The 19561-nt window shown below is 66.6% G+C and carries 20 protein-coding genes; 7 read left to right on the top strand and 13 right to left on the bottom strand.

Translation table 11 applies throughout. From position 1 onward, the window contains the following. Positions 1-99: 99 nt before the first annotated feature. The 4 genes from F9929_RS04575 to F9929_RS04560 form a co-directional block, all read right to left on the bottom strand. Positions 100-285: a hypothetical protein gene (locus F9929_RS04575; RefSeq protein WP_152045367.1), complete on the bottom strand. Its 186-nt coding sequence runs from the start codon at positions 283-285 to the stop codon at positions 100-102. Positions 286-355: 70 nt separating this feature from the next. Further along, entirely contained in the window at positions 356-832 is a 477-nt protein-coding gene (locus F9929_RS04570) for a hypothetical protein (RefSeq protein ID WP_152045366.1), read from the bottom strand. 81 nt (positions 833-913) lie between these two features. Beyond that, positions 914-2134 carry a DNA-packaging protein gene (locus F9929_RS04565; protein WP_152045768.1) on the bottom strand — a complete coding sequence of 407 codons (1221 nt, stop codon included), beginning with the start codon at positions 2132-2134 and terminating at the stop codon, positions 914-916. Positions 2135-2217: 83 nt separating this feature from the next. Next, on the bottom strand, positions 2218-2595 hold the full coding sequence (locus F9929_RS04560) for a hypothetical protein (RefSeq protein WP_152045365.1): 378 nt from the start codon (positions 2593-2595) through the stop codon (positions 2218-2220). 193 nt (positions 2596-2788) lie between these two features. Here F9929_RS04560 and F9929_RS04555 point away from each other — a divergent pair, with 193 nt between their 5' ends. Continuing rightward, the gene (locus tag F9929_RS04555; protein ID WP_152045364.1) at positions 2789-3004 is read left to right on the top strand and encodes a hypothetical protein; all 216 of its coding nucleotides are present in this window, start codon (positions 2789-2791) and stop codon (positions 3002-3004) included. Between the two features lie 39 nt (positions 3005-3043). Here F9929_RS04555 and F9929_RS04550 read toward each other — a convergent pair whose 3' ends face one another. After that, entirely contained in the window at positions 3044-3520 is a 477-nt protein-coding gene (locus F9929_RS04550) for a YcgN family cysteine cluster protein (RefSeq protein WP_193227628.1), read from the bottom strand. Positions 3521-3633: 113 nt separating this feature from the next. Here F9929_RS04550 and F9929_RS04545 point away from each other — a divergent pair, with 113 nt between their 5' ends. The 3 genes from F9929_RS04545 to F9929_RS04535 all read left to right on the top strand — a co-directional run bounded on the left by F9929_RS04545 (position 3634) and on the right by F9929_RS04535 (position 7082). Continuing rightward, positions 3634-5832, top strand: coding sequence for a transglycosylase domain-containing protein (locus tag F9929_RS04545; protein WP_152045362.1), 2199 nt, complete (start codon positions 3634-3636; stop codon positions 5830-5832). A 70-nt stretch (positions 5833-5902) separates the two neighbouring features. Then, on the top strand, positions 5903-6487 hold the full coding sequence (locus F9929_RS04540; RefSeq protein WP_152045361.1) for a DUF1214 domain-containing protein: 585 nt from the start codon (positions 5903-5905) through the stop codon (positions 6485-6487). Beyond that, positions 6480-7082, top strand: coding sequence for a DUF1254 domain-containing protein (locus F9929_RS04535; protein WP_152045360.1), 603 nt, complete (start codon positions 6480-6482; stop codon positions 7080-7082). Before F9929_RS04540 ends, F9929_RS04535 begins: the two co-directional genes overlap by 8 nt. Before the next feature lie 32 nt (positions 7083-7114). Here F9929_RS04535 and F9929_RS24640 read toward each other — a convergent pair whose 3' ends face one another. Next, complete coding sequence (locus F9929_RS24640) at positions 7115-7249, bottom strand: hypothetical protein (protein WP_268915631.1); 135 nt, start codon at positions 7247-7249, stop codon at positions 7115-7117. Positions 7250-7460: 211 nt separating this feature from the next. Here F9929_RS24640 and F9929_RS04530 point away from each other — a divergent pair, with 211 nt between their 5' ends. After that, on the top strand, positions 7461-8576 hold the full coding sequence (locus F9929_RS04530) for a hypothetical protein (RefSeq protein WP_152045359.1): 1116 nt from the start codon (positions 7461-7463) through the stop codon (positions 8574-8576). A gap of 13 nt (positions 8577-8589) precedes the next feature. Here the strand turns inward: F9929_RS04530 and F9929_RS04525 are convergent, their stop codons facing one another. From F9929_RS04525 to F9929_RS04515, 3 genes are all read right to left on the bottom strand, one after another. Continuing rightward, the gene (locus F9929_RS04525; protein WP_152045358.1) at positions 8590-9591 is read right to left on the bottom strand and encodes a 4-hydroxyproline epimerase; all 1002 of its coding nucleotides are present in this window, start codon (positions 9589-9591) and stop codon (positions 8590-8592) included. 10 nt (positions 9592-9601) lie between these two features. Next, complete coding sequence (locus F9929_RS04520; RefSeq protein WP_152045357.1) at positions 9602-10858, bottom strand: NAD(P)/FAD-dependent oxidoreductase; 1257 nt, start codon at positions 10856-10858, stop codon at positions 9602-9604. A gap of 99 nt (positions 10859-10957) precedes the next feature. Continuing rightward, entirely contained in the window at positions 10958-11662 is a 705-nt protein-coding gene (locus tag F9929_RS04515; RefSeq protein WP_152045356.1) for a GntR family transcriptional regulator, read from the bottom strand. 322 nt (positions 11663-11984) lie between these two features. On the opposite strand from F9929_RS04515, the gene F9929_RS04510 reads away from it, so the two are divergent. Then, entirely contained in the window at positions 11985-12770 is a 786-nt protein-coding gene (locus tag F9929_RS04510) for a hypothetical protein (RefSeq protein WP_152045355.1), read from the top strand. Between the two features lie 260 nt (positions 12771-13030). On the opposite strand, the gene F9929_RS04505 is transcribed toward F9929_RS04510, so the two are convergent. The 4 genes from F9929_RS04505 to F9929_RS04490 all read right to left on the bottom strand — a co-directional run bounded on the left by F9929_RS04505 (position 13031) and on the right by F9929_RS04490 (position 18763). Further along, complete coding sequence (locus F9929_RS04505; protein ID WP_152045354.1) at positions 13031-15355, bottom strand: methyl-accepting chemotaxis protein; 2325 nt, start codon at positions 15353-15355, stop codon at positions 13031-13033. A 504-nt stretch (positions 15356-15859) separates the two neighbouring features. Further along, on the bottom strand, positions 15860-16189 hold the full coding sequence (locus tag F9929_RS04500) for a DUF1491 family protein (protein WP_152045353.1): 330 nt from the start codon (positions 16187-16189) through the stop codon (positions 15860-15862). Next, positions 16186-16953: a peptidoglycan-binding domain-containing protein gene (locus F9929_RS04495; RefSeq protein WP_193227611.1), complete on the bottom strand. Its 768-nt coding sequence runs from the start codon at positions 16951-16953 to the stop codon at positions 16186-16188. Before F9929_RS04495 ends, F9929_RS04500 begins: the two co-directional genes overlap by 4 nt. Beyond that, positions 16931-18763, bottom strand: a complete 1833-nt coding sequence (locus F9929_RS04490) for a sensor histidine kinase (RefSeq protein WP_152045351.1) — start codon at positions 18761-18763, stop codon at positions 16931-16933. Before F9929_RS04490 ends, F9929_RS04495 begins: the two co-directional genes overlap by 23 nt. A gap of 286 nt (positions 18764-19049) precedes the next feature. Between F9929_RS04490 and F9929_RS04485 the strand changes: the two genes are divergently transcribed. Beyond that, the gene (locus F9929_RS04485; protein WP_152045350.1) at positions 19050-19532 is read left to right on the top strand and encodes a DUF5330 domain-containing protein; all 483 of its coding nucleotides are present in this window, start codon (positions 19050-19052) and stop codon (positions 19530-19532) included. The last annotated feature ends 29 nt before the right edge of the window (positions 19533-19561 follow it).

The raw sequence follows: 19561 nt of genomic DNA, 5'->3' as shown, positions 1-19561 counted from the left end.
CGATGCTTGGCGACATCACCTTCGAGAAAGGCCTGAAATGCGGAAGGCCCCGCTTTCGCGAGGCCTTCCGTCAATTCCAATACGAAGAGTAAGGCCGGATCAACCGACCTTACGCTGCACCCGCACATGTTTGGAGGTGAAGGCAGCGTCTTCCTTATCGAAGGCACATTTCAACGCTTGGGCCTTGATTTGCGGCACGCGCAGGAGCGCTTTAACGCGCATCGACTGGCGTTCTTCGGTGTTTTTCATCAGTGCGATCTGCGTATCGCGATCGATGGGCTGCATGTTCGATACCCTTTCGGCATCTTGTATTCGCATGGATTGGTTCAAGCCTATCGGTAGATCAACCAGCATTTCATGCGCGTCGTTCCATCATCCATGTATGAAGGCCGTGCCATACATCGCTCGGACCCGCCACATATCCTTCCGCGTGGAATATGGAGGCGATGTAGTGATATTTCACTAATGCCTTCTGCGGAAGGTTCGCGGTATGCGTGTTCATCACTACAACACGGGGTTTCACATCGTCAATCAACGCCCGCACCATCTGTGCGACAGCCCCCATGATCGCTGCACGATGCTGCCTTTCGGTCACCACGAGCCGGGTGACAAGACCATCCCAGATCTCGTCCACTTCACCGCTTTCCGGGTCCGCGCGCAGAACACAAAAGATAAGTTCCTTCGTGTCGCGCCCGTATCCCGCCACCATGTCCGTCGCCACGAACAAGGAGTACCGCAGGCCGGTCTCATCATCGTATCCAATCGGCAGTTGGGCGACATGACTGGAGCCGTTCGTCGTCACCGAGATGTCGAGCGTATCGAGCTCGACCAATGCGCATCGAAACATCCTGCGACGATCACTCTCCATCCTTAGTTCCAACCTGCGTGATTCTACCTATCGCCGCAACAAGTTTTACAACCTATGCACGCGCGGCTCTGCCACCGGCACGCTCAAGGCCGTCACCGCCCAGACCAACGCATCGAGCCGGTCCGGCGAGCGCCCCGCCGACAATCCGTCCGGGCCGAAATCCGCCATCTCGTCTTCCAGCGCCGCGAAGCTGCCGGCATGGCGCACGCGGCCTTGTTCGTAGAGCGCGGCGACGGGTTCCGCCCGCAGCCACTTGCCGCGCGAAGCGCGCACCGAAGACACCGGCACATCGGCTCGCACCGCCCGGATCACCGCCTCCACCATATCGCCGCCCTGGTTCACCTCTGCGACGATCCGGTCGGCTTCCAGCCGCTCGAACAACGCCACGGCGCTCCTCGCCCATTCCGGCGGCTTCAAGCCCCGCCGGCTTTCGTCGGCGAGCACATAGATCGTGCCGTCCCCGGCGATCCCCGCCGCGACGATGCCGCAGGCGTCGGACTTCTGCGTTCCCGTCGCAGGCGGGTCCACCGCCACCACGATCCGCCGAAGCTCCGGCGCGTTGCGCACCCTTGCCGCATCGATCGAAGCGCGGTCGAACAAGGCGTCGTCCCTTGCATCGATCAACTCGCCGTCGAGTTCCTGCCGCCCGATCCGCGAGCCACCGTAGAGATGGCGCATCGCGTCCACGAAGCCTTCCGCCAGATTGGCCTCGTTCTCGCTTGTGCGCATATGCGTCACGGCCGTCTCGCCATCGCTCATCAGCCGCTTCACCAGCGGCACCGGCCGGGGCGTCGTCGTGAACAAGGCCCGTGGGCGCGCCCCGAGCCGCAACGCCAGTTGCAGGTTGTCGAAGCACTCCTGGCCATGAACCCATTTGGCCAGTTCGTCACCCCAGGCAGCATCGAACTGATAGCCACGCAGCGCGTCCGGGTCTTCGGAGGAAAACACCTGCGCCACCGCGCCGTTGGGAAACACCAGCCGACGCCGCGTCGTCTCGAAGCTCGGCTTGTCGGCGACCGCCACCGTCCGGATGCCGCTTTCGCCCTCGATCATCACCTCGCGCGCGTCGCCGAGCGTTTCAGCCAGAAGCGCGATCCGCCCATGCGGCGCGGTCGCGAATGGCGGGCGACCCTCCACCATGCCGAGTACCCATTCGGCCCCGGCCCGCGTCTTGCCCGAGCCGCGCCCGCCCACCATCAGCCATTGCCGCCAGTCGCCGGCGGGCGGAAGCTGCGAGGCCCGTGCGATCTGCGTCCAGCCCGGCATCGCCTTCAACAAGGCAGCACGGGGCTGCCGGCCGATCTCGTTTGCCGCGAGGCGCCAGAACTCCTCCTCGGACAGGGCCTCGCTCACACCGCGCCCGCAGCATTGGAAAAGTCGGGAAACAGCCGCCTGCCCCCGGAACGCCGCGCATCCAGCGCGCGCAGCCGCTTCATCAACTCGGCGCGCAGCCGTTCCGCCTCGCCCTCGTCCTCCGCGCGGCCTTTGGCGCTCAGCCCTTCGAGCCGCGTCAGTTCCAGAACCTTTTCCAGCGTCTTCGTCAGATTGCCGATGGCATCCACCCGCGCCTTCGCCCCCGCCGCTTCCGCCGGATCGGGCGCCTCCTCGGGCGAGGACCGGCGGAGCAGCATCCGCTCCAGCACCCGCACCTCGCCGGTCAGCGCCTTCATCAACCGCTCCGACAGCGTCCGCTTCGCGCGCGCCGCGCCGTCCCCATCCTTCGCCATCCACCGCCCCCAAACGAAAAAGGCGACGAGGTCTCATCGACCCGCCGCCCGCAATTTTCCGACTGTATCAGGAACCTATCCCGGCACCGTGACGGCGTCAAGGACTATTTTCCTATATCGCGACATTCCGTTCCACCTGCCCAACCAAGGCCGCCGCACCTCCATTCCCCTTCCAACCACAGGGAATGAAACCATGAGCAAGCATCAAAAGGCCGGCAGCCCCGGCGCCATCAAGCCGATGGACGATCTCGTCCGCAATCCCGGCATCAACTCGTCCAAGGGCATAGCGGCGGCCGGGGCCGATCCAGAAGACATCGCAGGCGACGCCACCTTCGAGGGCGACACCGAAAACGACGTCGTGCCGGATCGCCCGATCGACCCTAACCATCGCGGCCGCACCAATCCCTGACGCGGCTTCGCAGTTTCGGCGCAACCCGCCGGGGCTGCTCTACTTCCCCCGACGCCGCATCCGGCGCGGCACTTCGCCCGGCCAAGCCGCCAGATGCCGCTCGAAGTCCTCCATTTCCATCCCCTCTTCCGTCACCGTCCGGCCGCGCACCGAAACGCCCGCCTCGTGCACCGTGTCGCGGTCGCCCGATACGAGATGATGCCACCAGTAGAGGTCCTGTCCCTCCGCCACGAGGCGATAGCCGCAGGTCGGCGGCAGCCAGGAAAGCTCGCGAACTTTCCTGGGGTCCAGCGGAATGCAGTCCGGCACGGTCGCCTGCCGGTTCTCGTAGTTCGAACAACGGCATGTCCCGTCATCGAGCAGCCTGCAGGCCACGTTGGTCCAGGCGATCTCGCCGGTTTCCCAGTCCTCCAGCTTGTTCAGGCAGCAGCGGCCGCAGCCGTCGCAAAGGCTTTCCCACTCGGTCGGCGAAAGCGCCTCCATGGGCTTGGCCTTCCAGAACGGAGTGTTGCCGATTTCCGTCGCTTCCCCCTCCATCGGGTGGTTGGGTGTCGAACTTATGGGACTTGCCTGTTGCCGCCGCATGGCCGCCATACTTAATCTCGTAGAAGGAACCGAGTGAATAGAACATGCGCGGAAATCGGCCTCGAGCCGACCCGCCAGGACGTGACAGGGTGATAGTGCGCCGCTCTCCCGACCGGAAGACGAAACGCTGGGTCCCGTCGCGTCTCATCGAGATCGACGCCTGGATCGATTCCAGCCTTTGGCGTTTTTTTCATGGCTCCGGGGGCTTCTGGGAGCGCGTGACGATCTTTTCGCGGCGTTTCCGCGCACGCGGTTTCAAGAAGGCTTTGGTGGAACTCTCCTGCGAGGGGCTGACGCTCGGCCTCGGCGGTCTCGTGGTTCTCTACATCCTTGCCCAGCCCGCCATGCAGATGACCGCCAACGGCCTGCCGCGCGAAACCGATTATTCCGTGCAGTTCCTCGACCGGCACGGGGTCGAGATCGGCCGCCGCGGCGTTTTGCGCTCCGATTCGGTGCCGGTGGACGAAATGCCGGACCATTTCATCAAGGCCGTGCTCGCCACCGAAGACCGGCGCTTCTTTGAGCATTGGGGCATCGACTTCATCGGCCTGTTCCGCGCGCTCGGCGAGAACGCGCGGGCCGGCGGCGTCGTCCAGGGCGGCTCGACGCTCACCCAGCAGCTCGCCAAGAACCTGTTTCTCACGAACGAGCGCACGATCGATCGCAAGATCAACGAGGCCTTCCTGTCGCTTTGGCTGGAATCGCATCTCTCCAAGCGCCAGATTCTCGAGACCTATCTCAACCGCGCTTACATGGGCGGCGGCGCGTTCGGCGCGGAAAGCGCGGCCGAGTTCTATTTCGCGAAAGACATCCGCGACGTCAGCCTGTCGGAAGGCGCGATGCTGGCCGGCCTCTTCAAGGCGCCCGCCAAATACGCTCCCCACATCAATCTCCCGGCGGCGCGCGGGCGCGCCAACGAAGTCCTGTCCAACATGGTGCAGGCCGGCTTCATGACCGAAGGCCAGGTCGTCGCCGCCCGTCGCCAGCCGGCGACGGCGGTGGATCGCGGCACGGTCGCCTCGCCCGACTACTTCCTCGACTTCGCCTTCGCCGAAGTGCAGCGCATCGCCGACAAGCTGCCCCACCGCAACTTCATCGCCCGCACCTCCTTCGATTCCACCATCCAGGCGCTGGCCGACGAGTCGATCCAGTATCACCTGCGCCAGTTCGGCAAGACCTACAATGTGGACGAGGGGGCCATGGTGGTTCTGGACGACGACGGGGGCGTGCGCGCCATCGTGGGCGGGCCGGATTACGGCGTGTCGCAGTTCAATCGCGCCACGAAGGCGCTCCGCCAGCCGGGCTCGTCCTTCAAGGCCTATGTCTACGCGGCGGCGATGGAAGCCGGCATGAAGCCCACCGACATCGTATCCGACGCGCCCGTGACGGTCGGCAACTGGTCGCCGCAGAACTACGGCCGCTCTTATTCGGGCCGCATCTCCATCGCCGACGCCATGGCCCATTCCCTCAACACGGTGGCCGTCCGCCTCAGCCAGAAGGTCGGGATGCGGAAAGTGACGGAACTCGCCAAGGCCTTCGGCGTCGAGTCCCCGCTGCGCGGCGACAAGACCATGGCGCTCGGCACCTCGGAAGTCACCGTCATGGATCAGGCGACCGGCTATGCCGTCTTCGCCGCCGGCGGCATGGACTCCCACCGCCATGCCATCATGCAGCTTTCCGACACCAACGGCGACATGCTGTGGGATTCGGGCCGCGACATGCCACCCCGCCACCGCGTCCTGTCGGAACAGGCGGCTAAATCCATGAACGAGATGCTGGTGCAGATCCCCATCCGGGGCACGGCGCGCAAGGCCGCGCTCACCATGACGCTCGCGGCTGGCAAGACGGGCACGACGCAAAGCTACCGCGACGGCTGGTTCGCCGGCTTCACCGGCAACTTCACGGCGGCCGTCTGGTTCGGCAACGACGACTTCCACCCCACCAACAAGCTCACCGGCGGCGCCCTGCCGGCGATGGCCTGGCAGCGGGTGATGGAAGCCGCGCATCAGGGGATCGAGCTGAAGCGCATTCCTTATATCGATCTGCCGATGCCCAAACCCTCCGAGAAGGTCGCGGCCGCGGAAGGGGCCGCGCCCCTGCCCTCCCGGCCGCCCTCGCTCAACGGGGACACGCAGAAAGTCCTGACCTCCATCTCCGACGCCATGCGCGACGCCGCGCCCCTTTCCGACGAGAAGCTCGCTTCCAACGCTTCCACGCGCAACCCGGACTCGCGTTCGCGTTGAGCAAGCGGCCTTTCCCGACGCTCCGCCGGTTCGCGACCGGCCGGCCGGCCTTCATCCCGGAACGCGGCTGATGCGCTTCATTCTTCTCGTTCTGAGCGCCGTCGCCATCGCGCTCGTCGGCGGCGCCTGGAGCGCCCGCCGCGCCCTCTACGGCGACGCCCGTTCCGGTCTCGTCACGATCGGCCCCTGGAGCGCCGATCCGCGCGCCGGCTCACTGGATGCCGACCCGTACGAGAAAGCCCGCCTCGCCCGCACCGGCAACCTGACGCTCGGCATCGGCGAAGGCGTGCAGTTCCGCTCGGGCCAGGATTCCGCCGGCCGGCCTCTGCGGCGCGAATGTTCCTATGTCCTCACCGGCGACATGCCGCTGGCACGAATCTGGACGCTTGCCGCCTATACGCCGGACGGCCGCCTGATTCCGCCGGCGGAAGGCCGCCCCGCCCGTCTCGTGTCGCGCGATCTCATGCGCGCCGACAACAACGCCGTCGCCATCGCCGTGTCGCCGCAGGCGCGGGCCGGCAACTGGCTGGCCGTGTCCGGCGCGGGTCCCCTGGTTCTGGCGCTCACCCTCTACGACACGCCCGTCAGCACATCGAGCGGGCTCGGCCGCAGCGGCATGATGGATATCCAGCGCAAGGAATGCAGCGGTGTTTAGGTTCGTCACCGCGCTTCTCGCCGGGCTCGTCGGGGCGGCGATCGTCCATATCGCGGTGGTCTTCGCCATGCCCTTCGTGGCGAGCAACAACGCCTGGGGGCGTCTCGACCGGCTGGGCCCCTTGTTCGGCGTGGTGCGGATCGAGCCGCAACTGGCGACAACCGGCGCGACCGACGCCGCCGGTTCCAGAGGCCGCGAATTCGCCTTCGTGGACCCCGCCTTCGTCACGGCAAGCTGCCGCTTTTCGCTGGAGAACGGTCCGGTGCGCCTGGCGAGCGAGGCGCAGACCGCCTTCTGGTCGGCCTCGATCTATTCGCGGCGCGGCGACAATCTTTACTCGATCAACGATCGTTCGGCGGTGGGGGGCAAGTTCGATCTTCTCGTCGGCACGTCCGAACAGCTCTCGGGCGGCGACGCCACCTCCACCGATCCGACGGAAACCACCATTCCGGTGGAGTTTCCCGAAACCTACGGCTCGCTGACGATCCGCGCTCTGGTCGACGAGGACAGCTTGCGCGAACAGGCCGAAGCCTTTCTGCGCGGCCTATCCTGCACCTCCGAAGCGGAGCCGGAGGCGGAAAACGGCGCGAACTGAACCCGGAAAGCCCTGGCTTCCCGGCACGGCGGTCACCCCTGCTTGGCGACCAGCGTTTCGCGCCGGATGCAGGGCAGGATCACGATGGATGCAGGGATTCGCCTCACGGAAACCTCCGCCGGCTGGCGGGCCGTGACACGATCCGGAAAACGGAGCACTGTCGCCATTTCTCGTGTGCCTCCTTCTTCGTTGGCGTCTGTTTCGACTATGCTTTGAATGGCTTATGCGAGGCTTAGCCCGTGGGTTCAAATGCGGGTCGATTGCAGTGGTTGCTGGTTAAAATTGTCTGCATCCGGGTTACGCGGGATCAGGGTTAACAGCTTGCTAAGGCTTGGTGTGTAAGCCTTCGGGTCCGCGTCGAACCCGTGGAATGCCTTGATGTCGGACGCCAGCCCACGCATCTTTCGGAACCTTGAACGAACGGCAGGACGCGACGGTTTCGACACCATCGTGCGCGCCGCCGTTGCCGCCTATGCGGCTCTGCGCCGGCCGAGCGAGCGTCAGGCCCGCGACTTCGCCAGCCTCGTGATGCCGATCTTCGAAAAGACGGATCGCGAAACGCGCCGCATCCTGGCGGCCTCTCTCGCCACCGCCCCGAAGCTGCCGCGCCCCCTCGTGGATCGCCTCATCCAGGAGCCGGTCGCGGTCGCCGCCCCCTTTCTTCTCGGCAGTCCGCTTCTGACGGCCGCCGATGTCGCGGTTCTTCGCGAACGCGCCGATCCGCCGATGGCGCGCCTTCTCGACGCCCGCCGTCCGAGCACGCCCGCCGGAGAAGCGCCTCCCGCCACCCCGACCGCGAAGGTGTCCCGTGCCAAGACGGCAACCGCCGCGCCGGGCGGCGCATCGCGGCAAACGGCGCTGATGTCCATCGGCGATCCGGAAACGGCGCACGAGCGGATCGCGAGTTCCGAAACTGCCGCCGCCCCTCGCCCGACTCCGGCCCTGTCTCGCGAACGGGACGCCGCCGAAACGCGCGAATTGCTGCGCCGTCTCGCCAAGACCTCCATCAAGCGCCCGGTGCCCGCTGACACCGTTTCGTCCCAAACCACTGACGCACCGCAAAGCCTTGTCGATCTTGCGCTTCGACGCGATCTCCCCGCCCTTCGCGCGGCTTTGACGCAAGCGCTTCGCGTCGAGCCGACGACTGCGGCGGCGATCCTCGAGGATCAAACCGCCGAGCCCCTCGCCGCCGCCTTGAAGGCGCTCGGTACGAGCTTGGCCGATGCGATGACCGTCCTGATGATGACGGTTCCGCGCATCGGAAGCGATGTCGCGGCCTTCGACGCGATGCAAGCCGACTACGCCGCGCTGGATGCGGAAGACTGCGCCGCCCGCTTCGGCCTCGCGGCCCCGCCGGCCGTGGTCCCCCCGGTGCGTCACGTTCCGCAATATGCCTCGGACGCCGCTTCATCGCCGCGCGAAGGCACGCGCCGCCATTTCGGCCGTCGCAAGCCGGCGCTTCTCGACACGCCGGCCTTCACCAAGCGGCGCTAGGTAGAGACGCCGTTCACTTCACCACGAAGCCGTGGGCGAAGGGGTCGCGGTCGTCGATGAAGATGGTGTTGATGCCGGTCTGGCGCGCCCAGCCGGCGATCGACGGCACGATGGCCGGGCGATCGCCGACGCTCGCCGCCGCCTCGACGCGGCCCTTGAACAAGGAGCCGATGATCGATTCGTGCACGAACTCGTCGCCGACGCCGAGCCGGCCCTTGGCCGCAAGCTGCGCCATGCGCGCCGAAGTGCCGGTGCCGCACGGGCTTCGGTCGATCGCCTTCTCGCCATAGAACACGGCGTTGCGCGCATGGGCCGCCGCGTCGCGCGGCGCGCCCGTCCACAGGATGTGGCTCAAGCCCCGGATCGCCGGATGCTCGGGATGGACGAACTCGTACTTGGCGTTCAGCGCCGCGCGCAGTTTCGGCGACCAGCCCACGAGTTCGCCGGCCGTATGGTCGGCGATGTCGCGGAAGTTCCGCTGCGGCTCGACGATGGCATAGAAGTTGCCGCCATAGGCCACATCCACCACGACCTCGCCGAGCCCCTCGACTTCAGCCGTGAGCCCTTCCGAATGGAGGAAGCCGGGAACGTTGGTGAGGCGCACCTCTTCCACGAAGCGGCCTTCCTGCCGGTAGGTGATGTCCACCTTGCCGGCGGGCGTGTCGATCGACAGGCGGCCCGGCTCGCGGGGCGTCACGAGGCCGTTCTCGATCGCCATGGTGATCGTGCCGATGGTGCCGTGGCCGCACATCGGCAGGCAGCCGGAGGTTTCGATGAAGAGAACGGCGACATCGCAATCGGGCCGCGTCGGCGGATAAAGGATCGAGCCCGACATCATGTCGTGGCCGCGCGGCTCGAACATCAGGCCCGTGCGAATCCAGTCGAACTCTTGAAGGAAATGCGCCCGCTTTTCCAGCATGGTCGCGCCCTTCAGGAGCGGCCCGCCGCCCGAAACCAGGCGAACCGGGTTGCCGCAGGTGTGGCCGTCGAGGCAGGAAAAGGTGTGGTTGGCCATGGTCGGGCTTCTACCGGAAACGTTGCGGTGAATAAGGCTTGAGATCGATCGCGGGCGCTCTGCCGGACACGAGATCGGCGACGAGCCGGGCCGTGCCGGCCGATTGCGTAAGGCCGAGATGGCCGTGGCCGAAGGCGTAGGTCACGCGCTCGCTGGCGCTAGCCCGGCCGATGGCGGGCAGCGAATCGGGAAGCGACGGACGGAAGCCCATCCATTGCCGGCCGCCTTCGCTTTTCAGGCCCGGCAGAAAGGCCTCGGCCTTGCGCAGCATGGCTTCCGAACGCTTGTAGTTCGGCGGCAAGTCAAGGCCGCCGAGTTCCACCGCGCCGCCGACACGAATGCCGGAGGACAGCCGCGTGACCACGAAGCCGTGCCCGCCGAAGGTGACCTGCGTGCGAAGGTCGAAGGCATCCTCAGGCAGCGTCGTGTTGTAGCCGCGCTCGGTTTCCAGCGGAATGCGCTCGCCGAGGGTGCGCGCCAGACGGTGCGAGAAAGCGCCGGCCGCCACCACGACGTGCCCCGCCTCGATCGACCCCGTGGCGGTATCGACCCTGACGCCCCCTTCAACGGGTACGAGCGCCCGCGCTTCCGCGAGTTCGATCATGCCACCGGCGGCCCGGAAACGCTCGGCGAGAGCCAGCACGTAGTCTTTCGGATCGGCCACCGAATACCAGCCGGGCGTGAAGGTGCCATGGGTGAAGCGGGACGCGAGGCCGGGCTGGATTTCGGCCATGCCGGAGGCGTCGAGATGCCGGAACTCGATGCCGTGCCGCGCCCTCGTTTCCCAGCCGGGCTGCGACGCGTCGAACTCCGCCTGCCCTTCATAGACCTGAAGATTGCCCTGCCGGCGAAGCATGGGCAGCGTGCCCGTAGCAGTCAGAAACGGTTCGAGTTCCGCTTTGGAGAGATCCATCAAAGCCGTCTGCGCGCCCGTCGAAGCCGCGACGCGGGCTTGTGAGCAGGCCCGCCAGAAGCGCCACATCCAGGGCGCGATACGCAGGGCATAGGCGGGCGGAACGGTGAGTGGTCCGAGCGGGTCGAGCAGCCATTTCGGCGCTTTTCGAAGAATGCCGGGCGAGGCGAGCGGAAGGATGTCGGTAAAGGCGAAGGCACCGGCATTGCCTGCCGAAGCGCCTGCGGCCGGGCCTTCCCGGTCGAGAACGGCGACGCGAAACCCGCGTGCCTGAAGCGCGAGAGCCGCCGACAAACCGACGACGCCGGCCCCGATAACGATCACATCCGCGCGTGGTTGAAGTGCCGTCGTCATAATGGTCGGTGAGCCTTCGGACATTGCCGTTCCGCAATCCGCTAGATCAAACAAAAATACACTGAGTGTGCAAGAGTGCCTTTGCGGTTCTTGCCAGCGTCAAAGATCGATATCGAGACGCGCGCCGCGCTGGAACAGCGACTGCACCTTTGCCGCGATCTGCTCCCCATGCGCTTTGGCGAGGCTGTCGGCGGCACCCGCGTCGCGCGCCTCTATGGCGACGATGAGGCCTTCGTGCTCGTCCACGAATTCGCGCGGCAGGCGGTCCTCGTAGGCGTTGTAGTAGATCCTGAGGATGCGCCGCCCTTCATCCAGAAGACGGTTGAAGAAGCCGAGGAAATGCGGGTTGCGCCCGGCTTCGGCGATGGCCGAATGAAAGGCGGCGTTGGTGGAGATCATCGCCAGGGCGTCCTCCCCCGCGACCGCATCGGCGAAAGCGGCCTGCTGCGCCCGGATCGCCGCGAGATCGGCCGGCCGATGGTGTTCGGCGGCGAGCCTTGCGGTGACGCGATACATGAGAACCAGCGCGTCGAGATAGGCGTGGAGGTTCAGGTAGTCGATGTTCGACACGATGGTGGAACGGTTGGGCAGCATGTTCACCAGCCCCTCGCCCGACAAGCGCACCAAAGCTTCGCGGATCGGCGTGCGCGACACGCCGAAGCGCTCGGCGAGCTGCACCTCGTCGATCGGACTGCCGGGCGGCAGCACGAGATCGAGGATCTCGTCGCGCAACTGGTCGTAGACGATCCTCGCACCCGAACCGCGCTTGCGCTCCGTCGGAAGCTGTTCCGGCTCCTCGCCCATGCTTCGGTCCTCGTACTCAACCCTCGACGCGACGACGCTTCTTGCCCCGCGAGAGTCGCGGGTCAACCGTTCAGTGGCCGGCTTCCTGCGGGAGTGGCGGCAACGGCGGGCGTGAGACGTTTCGCTTCGGGGCGGAAGTGCGTTGGAAGCAAACGTTGCCGCCGCACCCGCCGATGCCCCCTTGAGGACTCGCAGGATGCCTGCTTCTGCCAATCCAACTGCGTCGACGATCGCCACGTTGATCGGGCACGGTGCCTTGGACACGGTTCGCAGCCAGTTCCAACGGCTGGCCGCGTCACCCGCCAACTGTTAGATCGAGGCCATGGCCGGTATTTTCGATTGGCTCGGCACCCGATGGCAGTCCGGACGGCACGACGATGGCGTGGCGGCGCGCTCCGACGCGACCGCCGGGACTACGTCCGGCGATCCCTATGCCCTTCTTTCCGCCCGCCTCCGCGACTACCCGCCCGACACGCCGCGCCATCGCGGCGATCCCGGCAGGCTGACGCGGGCGCAACGCGCCGAGAACCTCGCGCAGTTCCTCGCCCGCGACGCCGACCGGATCGCCCTCCTCGTTTCGCGGCTCGCCCGCGAAGGGCTGGACGCGGCGGCGGTGCTGAAGGGCGACGACGCGGCGCTGGTCGAGGCTCGACGGATCGATGCGTGGCTTGCCGGCTGGGTCCCGAAGCGCCCTCTCGACCTTGCCTCGGGCGATGCCGAGGTCAACGCGCCGCGCGCCCGGTGGTTCGCGAGCGACCGCGCGGGGGTGGATCTCGCGTTCAGCTTCGTGTCCGATCTGGCACGGCTCAACGCCGCGGCCATCGCGGCTGTCGATCCGTCCTTCTCCTGGGCGGTGGTCGAGGACGCGCTCGACGCCGCGACCACCGCCGATCCGGTCGGCAATCCCCAACGGGCGCCGAGCGACCGGCGTTACCACCCTTGCCTTGTCGCAAACGCTTCCGACGGCTCGGTGCCGGTAATCCTCGACGTGCCGCTCGCGGTGCTCAGCCTCGTGCATGGGCGCATGTCGCCGCTCGGCCTGCCGGTGCAGGCGGAGTTCCCGATCGGGTTGGCGATGATCCGGTCGGGCGCGTCCACCCGGCGGTGAGCGGGTCGGGCCGCCGTTGGCTGATCGACACGACCTTCGCAATTCGTGCGAAAGCTCCCACGCCCACCGAACGAATGCTCTTGAGGTGACGAGACCAACCGCGTTTCCGTGAACAAGCGCCGCGACAGGGTCCTTATGCGTGGCCCGCAGCGGCCTCTATGCCCCCGCCTCAACGGCACCTTGCCGTGCAATCGCGCAAGAAACGGGGGCGACCGGGAGACCGCAATCTTTTGGCGACCTCCCGATACATGGTCGATCGGTCAGAACTCCGACCAGCTTTCTTCACTCGGAGCGTTTCGGGGCACCGCGCCGCCATGACCCATATGCTTCATCTGCGAGACCGGCGGACGCGGTTTCCCTTGCACCCTCGCGATGGTTTGAACGCGCGGCGAAGGCGCGTGACCGTGTCCGACATTCGTTTGGAAGCCGTTCACGAGCCTTGCCAGTTCTTCCGTTTCGCTGCCGAGGCTTTGCGCTGCGGCGGTGGTTTCTTCCACCATCGCCGCGTTCTGCTGGGTGACCTTATCCATCTGATCGGCAGCCGTGGAAACCTCCTTGAGGCTCGACGCCTGCTCCTTCGCCGATACGGCGATGCGGGCAATGACCTGCGCGACGCCGCCGACCTGGGAGACGATCTGTTCCAGCGAACGGCCCGATGCCGTGACGAGCTGGACGCCCTGTTCCACCTGGGCGCTCGACGTATGGATCAGGTCCTTGATCTCCTTCGCCGCTTCCGCCGAACGCTGGGCAAGGCCGCGAACCTCCTGCGCCACCACCGCGAAGCCTCGGCCGGCTTCGCCGGCGCGCGCCGCCTCGACCCCGGCATTCAGGGCCAGGAGGTTCGTCTGGAAGGCGATCTCGTCGATGACGCCGATGATCTTTCCGATCTCGTCGGACGAGCGCTCGATGTCGGACATCGCGGCGATGGCCTTGGCGACGATCTCGCCGCCCCTTTCCGCCTCGGTCTGCGCGGTGGATGCAGCGCCCCGCGCATCATTGGCACTCTGCGCCGTTCCGTTGACCCCGCGTGTCACTTCCGACAAGGCCGCGACCGTTTCTTCCAGGCTCGCCGCCTGCTGCTCGGTGCGCTGCGACAGGTCGCCGGCTGCCACCGTGATCTCACCGAGACCGGTGCGGATCGAACCGATCGAGCCCACGACCGAACCGATCGCATTCTCCAAGCTGGCGACGGCGTCGTTGAACTTGGCGCGGATCGGCTCGAACTCCGGCGCGACGGCGCCCGTCATGCGGACCATCAATTCGCCCTGCGCCAGCCGCTCGAAACCTTCTTCCACCGCCCGCACGAAGTCCCGGAGGTCTTCCGCCTTCGCCCCGTCGATCGCGGCCTGGCGCTGGCGCTGCGTTTCCGACGATTGCCGCAATTCGTCCTGTTCGATCCGGAGCTGCTGGCCGGACGCCAGTTCGCCTCGAACGTTCTCCAGCGCCTTCGCGACGATACCGATCTCGTCCTTCCTGTCCGTTCCCTCGACGGCCAAGGAATAATCGGCGCGGCCCAGGGCATCGACCGCACGCGTCAGTCCTCCCAACGGCTTCACGACGAAGGCCCGAAGCGATCCGAACAGGCTGGCTAGAACGGCGAGTATGATCAGCGCGCCGCCAACCATCATGCCGTTTGCGAGGTTCCGCGCCGGCGCACCGACGGTGGCTGCCGGAACGTCGGTCACAACCGCCCAAGTCGTGTTCATTCCCTTCAGCATGAACGGCGTCACCGTGCGCTGCATGGCGACGCCGTCGACGTCGAACAAAGGAAGTTGAACGGCCTTCCCTTCGGTCAAAGCAGCCCGAACAAGATCGGCACTCGGACCGGAATAGGGCTGCATAAGGGATTTGGCATCGGGATGGGCCGCCCATTTGCCGTTGCCCGAAAGCAGCATGATGGTGCCGTCGCCGAACGGGCGATCGGTGGACAGGTGCTTGGTCAGATCGTCCAGCGCGATGTCAAGGCCGGCCGTTCCGATGAGCTTGCCCGCCGACATGACCGGAAACGCCACGGACGTCATCAGGACCGTCTTCGACCCGACCGCGTAGGAGTAGGGATCGATCATCGCCGGTTGTTCGGTTTGAGCCGGCACGGTGTAGAAAGCTTCGGGGTAGACCTGGTTGTCCTCGGCCGGTTCCATCGAGACCTGGCCGTCCAGCCGCGCCCAATATGGCATGAAGGTGCCGGTACTGTTCGAACCGAGATCCTTCCGGCCAGCCATCGTGGTATCCTGGCCGTCCCATGCGTTGGGCGCCTCGAAATACCAACTCCCCATCACGTATTGCGATGACTCGACATTCGGCTTCAAGATGTCGAGCGCGAGTTGCCGGTCGTGCTGACCTTTTGCGTGCAACGCGCCGAGCGCCGAGGCCATGGACCGTCCGGTGGATTCGACGCGCGCCAGATCCGTCGCGATCGAGTTGGCGGTGGCCTGCGCCATCTGCGTTCCGTACTTCGTCGACAGATCGGAAACGGTGCCGCCGACCTGGCTCAGAACCAGAAACGAGCCGGACAGAAGCAACGCGCCGATCGTCCCCCCGCCGACAAGCAAGACCTTCGCGTTGACTGACGTGCGGATAGACATGCCCCCTCCGACATGATGCTTACTGACCGCTACGGTAACCGAAGTATTTTAATGAAACCAAAAGGGCGGAAGTCGCGGAAGAGAACACGAAGCCGCCAGTCCGCGTCCGGGAAGAAACAGGCGGATCGCTGCCGTCCGGGAATACGCATGGTCACCGTCGTCGGAGTGTCTCGCGGAAGCGCCCGAGAAACGACATCATTATCCCGTCAGCCTCACCGATCCTGCGTCGCCTGCCGATCCGAGCCTTATCGTGTCGCATGATCGAAAAGACCACGGCACGGGCAACGGCGTTTGGGAAGGCGGCAATCCCTCACTTCCGCCGGCTGACCGCTTTTCCGAACGGCGGAAGCCAATACGGAAGCTGTAAGACGTGGCGGCAGCGGGTTCGCTGCAAGCGGGGATACAGAACCAAGGGTCAGCGGTTCACTCGTCGCCACTTCCGGGGCGGGCCGAACGCAGCCTGTCTCCTACCCCCGCTCTCCCATGAACGCTTGGGCCTCGGCCCTATTCCACCACGGGCAGATAACGCTCAGGGTCGGCGGTTTCGATTTCCACGACCCAGAAGTCCGGGTCGAAGCGGGCTTCGCGCTCCAGCCGAGCGGTGATCGCCTCGTCGTCGCGGGCGGCTTCCGCCATGAAGCGGCGCTCGTCGTTGTCGTCGGCCATCGTCTGGACGGCGGGGCCGAAGAGCGTCGCGGTGCCGTCCCTCCTCCGCGCAACCACGAAGATCGCGCCGGCGGCTTCCGCACCTTTGCGCAATACGGCCGCGAAGCCGCCATCGGCGAACACGCGGCGCAGAAGCTGCGCCACGAAGAGTTCGGAGGTGATCCTCACCGCCCCTTGGGCGCTCCAAGCCCCTTCAGCCGCTTCAACAGGGCCTCGTTCGGCACGCCCGTCACGTCGATACCCTGAGAGGCCTGGAAGGTGCGGATGGCGGCTTCCGTTCGCGCGCCCATGATGCCGTCGGCATCGAGATCGGCGATCTTCGCGCCTTTCAGTCCCGCCTGTACCTGGCGCACCAGATCGCGCGAGGGCGCAGGGAGTGCGGCCGGGCGGGTGGAAGCGGGGCTCGTCGCGTCGTCGGCCGTTCGCCCGTTGCCGAGGCTCGCGACACGCTCGGTTTTCGCCGCCGTCGCCACGGTCTCGTTCGAGGTCGGCTCGGGCGTTTGGAGAACCGCCAGAAGGCCGGGCGACGCCTCGCCATCGGCCGGCAGCCCGTGATCGGCCTGATACGCGCGGATCGCGGTCGCGGTCGCCTTGCCCGGAATGCCGTCGGCATCGGACGAGTAATAGCCGGCCTCGATCAAGGCCACCTGCACGTCGCGCACCAGCGGCACGGGCAACGCGGCCGCAGAGGGCGTGGCGCCGGATAGCCGCGACACCGCGCTTTCGGGCCGTGTCGTCAGAAGCGGATGGCTGTGCCGGCCGGACTGCGCATAGAGCGCGTTGGCGGCGATCCAGCCGAACATGGAGGCGAACAGAAACAGGCTTCCCGACAGAACCGGGCGCGCCAAAACGGGCGCGGCGGCGCTCGCCACCACGGAGCCGGCCCCTTTCAGGGCGATGATCCCCGGATTAGGCCGAGCGGCGCGTTTCACGGGTTGCCTGGTTGTTGTGATTCGTGCGGCCATTCTTCAGCGCTACAATTCGTTCCCTGTTGTCGTCGTCGTTCAAGGCCGGGGAAGCGGCGGCGTCGCGCCGCAGCGTGACCAGAACCGTGGTTCCCCGGCCGATCTCGCTGGAGATCGTCATTGCCCCACCATGCAATTCGGCGAGACCCTTGACCAGCGAAAGTCCGAGCCCGGTGCCGACATGCCGGCGCGCCAGCCCGCAGGACCCCTGCACGAACGGCCGCCCGAGCTTGGGCAACTCGCTCGCCGCGATCCCCGCGCCCGTATCGGTGACGGACAGCGCCAGAAAGGCCCCGTCGCTGCGGGCGGTCAGCGTCACCCGGCCCTCATCCGTGAACTTCACCGCGTTGGACAGGAGATTCAGGAGGATCTGATACACCGCCCGGCGGTCCGCATCGAGCGTGCGGGGCGAGAACTCGTCGCGGATCTCCAGCGCGATGTTCTTGCGGTCGGCATCGCCGCGAACCGCCGCGAGCGCGCCCGCCAGAAGCTCGCCCGGCGAAAAGCATTCCTTGTCGAGTTCGTAATGCCCGGCCTCGATCTTGGACACGTCCAGAAGACCGTTGACCACCGACAGGAGATGCTCGCCCGACTGGCGGATCAGGCCGACATATTCCTTCTGGCGCGGCGATTCAAATGCTCCGAAGAACTCCTGGTCGAGGATGTCCGAGAAGCCGATGATGGCGTTCAAGGGCGTGCGAAGCTCGTGGCTGACCATGGCGAGGAAGCTGCTCTTGGCGTCCGACAGCTCGCGCGCCTCGTCGAGTTCGCGCCGCAGATGCTCGTCGGGGGCGCTTGCCACCGAAGGGCGGGCGACCACCACCATGATGGACACGAGATGGCCGCGGGCATCGCGGATCGCCATCAGTTCCAGCGCGGCCTCCACGAAGCCCTGGCCGTCCCCATCCGCCAAACGCACCTCGCAGGAGGTCGAGGCCGCGCCGGCGCGCAGATCGCCGAAGGCGGAGAGGTAGCGCACGCGGTCGGCGATATGAACGCAGGACATCAGAAACGGATGGCGGCCATCGCTGCCCATGCGGTCGAAGAAGCCCGCCGCCCCTTCGGAGGCATGGATCAGGCTGCCGTCCGGCGAAAAGCGCAGGACCGCCTCGCCCAGCATGTGCTCCACCAGCCGCCGCTCGGACTTTTCGGCCTCGCTCGCAGCGCGCCGCCGGTCGAGCCCGCCGCGAAGGCGAAGGGCCTGGACGCCGGCATAAACAAGACCGCAAACGGCAACGCCCACGAAAACCGCCGGATGGGCGGCGTCAGTCACGAGACCGAGTTGGTCGGCGGCGATCACGAAGCCGAAGGCGAGGCTGGCGGTGGCGACCGACACCAGCATCAGCGCCCTTCGGCGCGCGAGGAAGCATTCGAGCGGCGCCAGCGGCAGAAGCAACAGGAGCGGCGACGCGACGCCGCCCGCCCCGGTCGCACCGAGCGCCAGCGCCAGCGAAAGGGCGGCGACTGCCGCGCCCGCCACGGCGTCGAAGGCCCCGGTCGCCGACAGAACGGCGGCGAGAATCAAGCAAAGGCTCGACAAGGCGGCCGGCGCGACCACGAGATGGGTCGGCATGCCGGCGAGCGTCGCGAGCGGCATGGCCAGCGCCATGCAAAGGCCAGACAGGCTGAGAGCGGCCAACAGGCCTGCGTGACGGCGGCGTTCGCTGCGCGCGACCACCCGGCCGCAGACGATGCGGTCGAGCCGCCCGAGCGTGGCGGCGTCAAGCGTCTGGATGGGGATGTTCAGCCCTCCCCTTCTGTCGCGCGCTCGGCCCATCGCTCACTCTTCGATACAAGTCCGGCATGTCGGCCCGGCTCTGCGCCGGGCTTCCTCCGAACCACGACCGACTATCGGCCAAACCCTTCAATGAAGGCTTAAACACGCGCTGCCCGCCCATGCGCCGCACCGGGGGACCGGCGGCGATTCACTCTGAATGGCTCAAATTTTACGAGCCATTTGAAGACCACCTTCGGGCGTTCTATGTGATGTTCCAAGTTGCTCGGCTGGTTCTCCGTGAAGGAAGCCGCCGAGCCAGCGACAGCCGTCCGGGATACAAGTCGACGTGATCCGCTTCGCCATCAAATGCGCTCTCGGCCTCGGCCTTCTGGCCATGGTCCTGCCGCTCGCCGAGCCGTCGCAGGAGCCGAAGGCCGATATCGACCTCTTCGGCCTCGCCGTCGGGATGCAGGAAGCCGTGTCGGATCTCGGCTCGTTCTGCGAGCGGGCGCCCGCCGCGTGTTCGGCAGCACACGAGGTGGCGGTTTTCGCGGGCGAGCGCATCGAAACCGGATTTCGCATCGGCGCCGATTATCTCGGCGCGTATCTGGCGTCGGAGCCGCAGACGGTCGCGACCGGCGAGACCGTTCCGCCCCGAGGCGAGACGCGGCACGGGCCGGTTCTTGCCATTCGCGAAATGCTGGCCGGCCCTGCCCTGCCCCAGCCCTATCAACCGCCGAAGCGCGTTGCGAGCGAGACCGCCGCCGACGAACCGCCTTCCGCCGAGGCCGCGCCCGTCGCCATCCCCGTTCCGCGCCCGCGCGGCTGACGCGGCACGCTTGCGAACCTATGTAAGGC

Origin of the sequence: Aureimonas psammosilenae, assembly GCF_009176975.1 — a bacterium.
GTDB lineage: Bacteria > Pseudomonadota > Alphaproteobacteria > Rhizobiales > Rhizobiaceae > Plantimonas > Plantimonas psammosilenae.
Note: the sequence above shows the minus strand (reverse complement) of the source record. Positions and strands in the feature narration are given on the sequence as shown.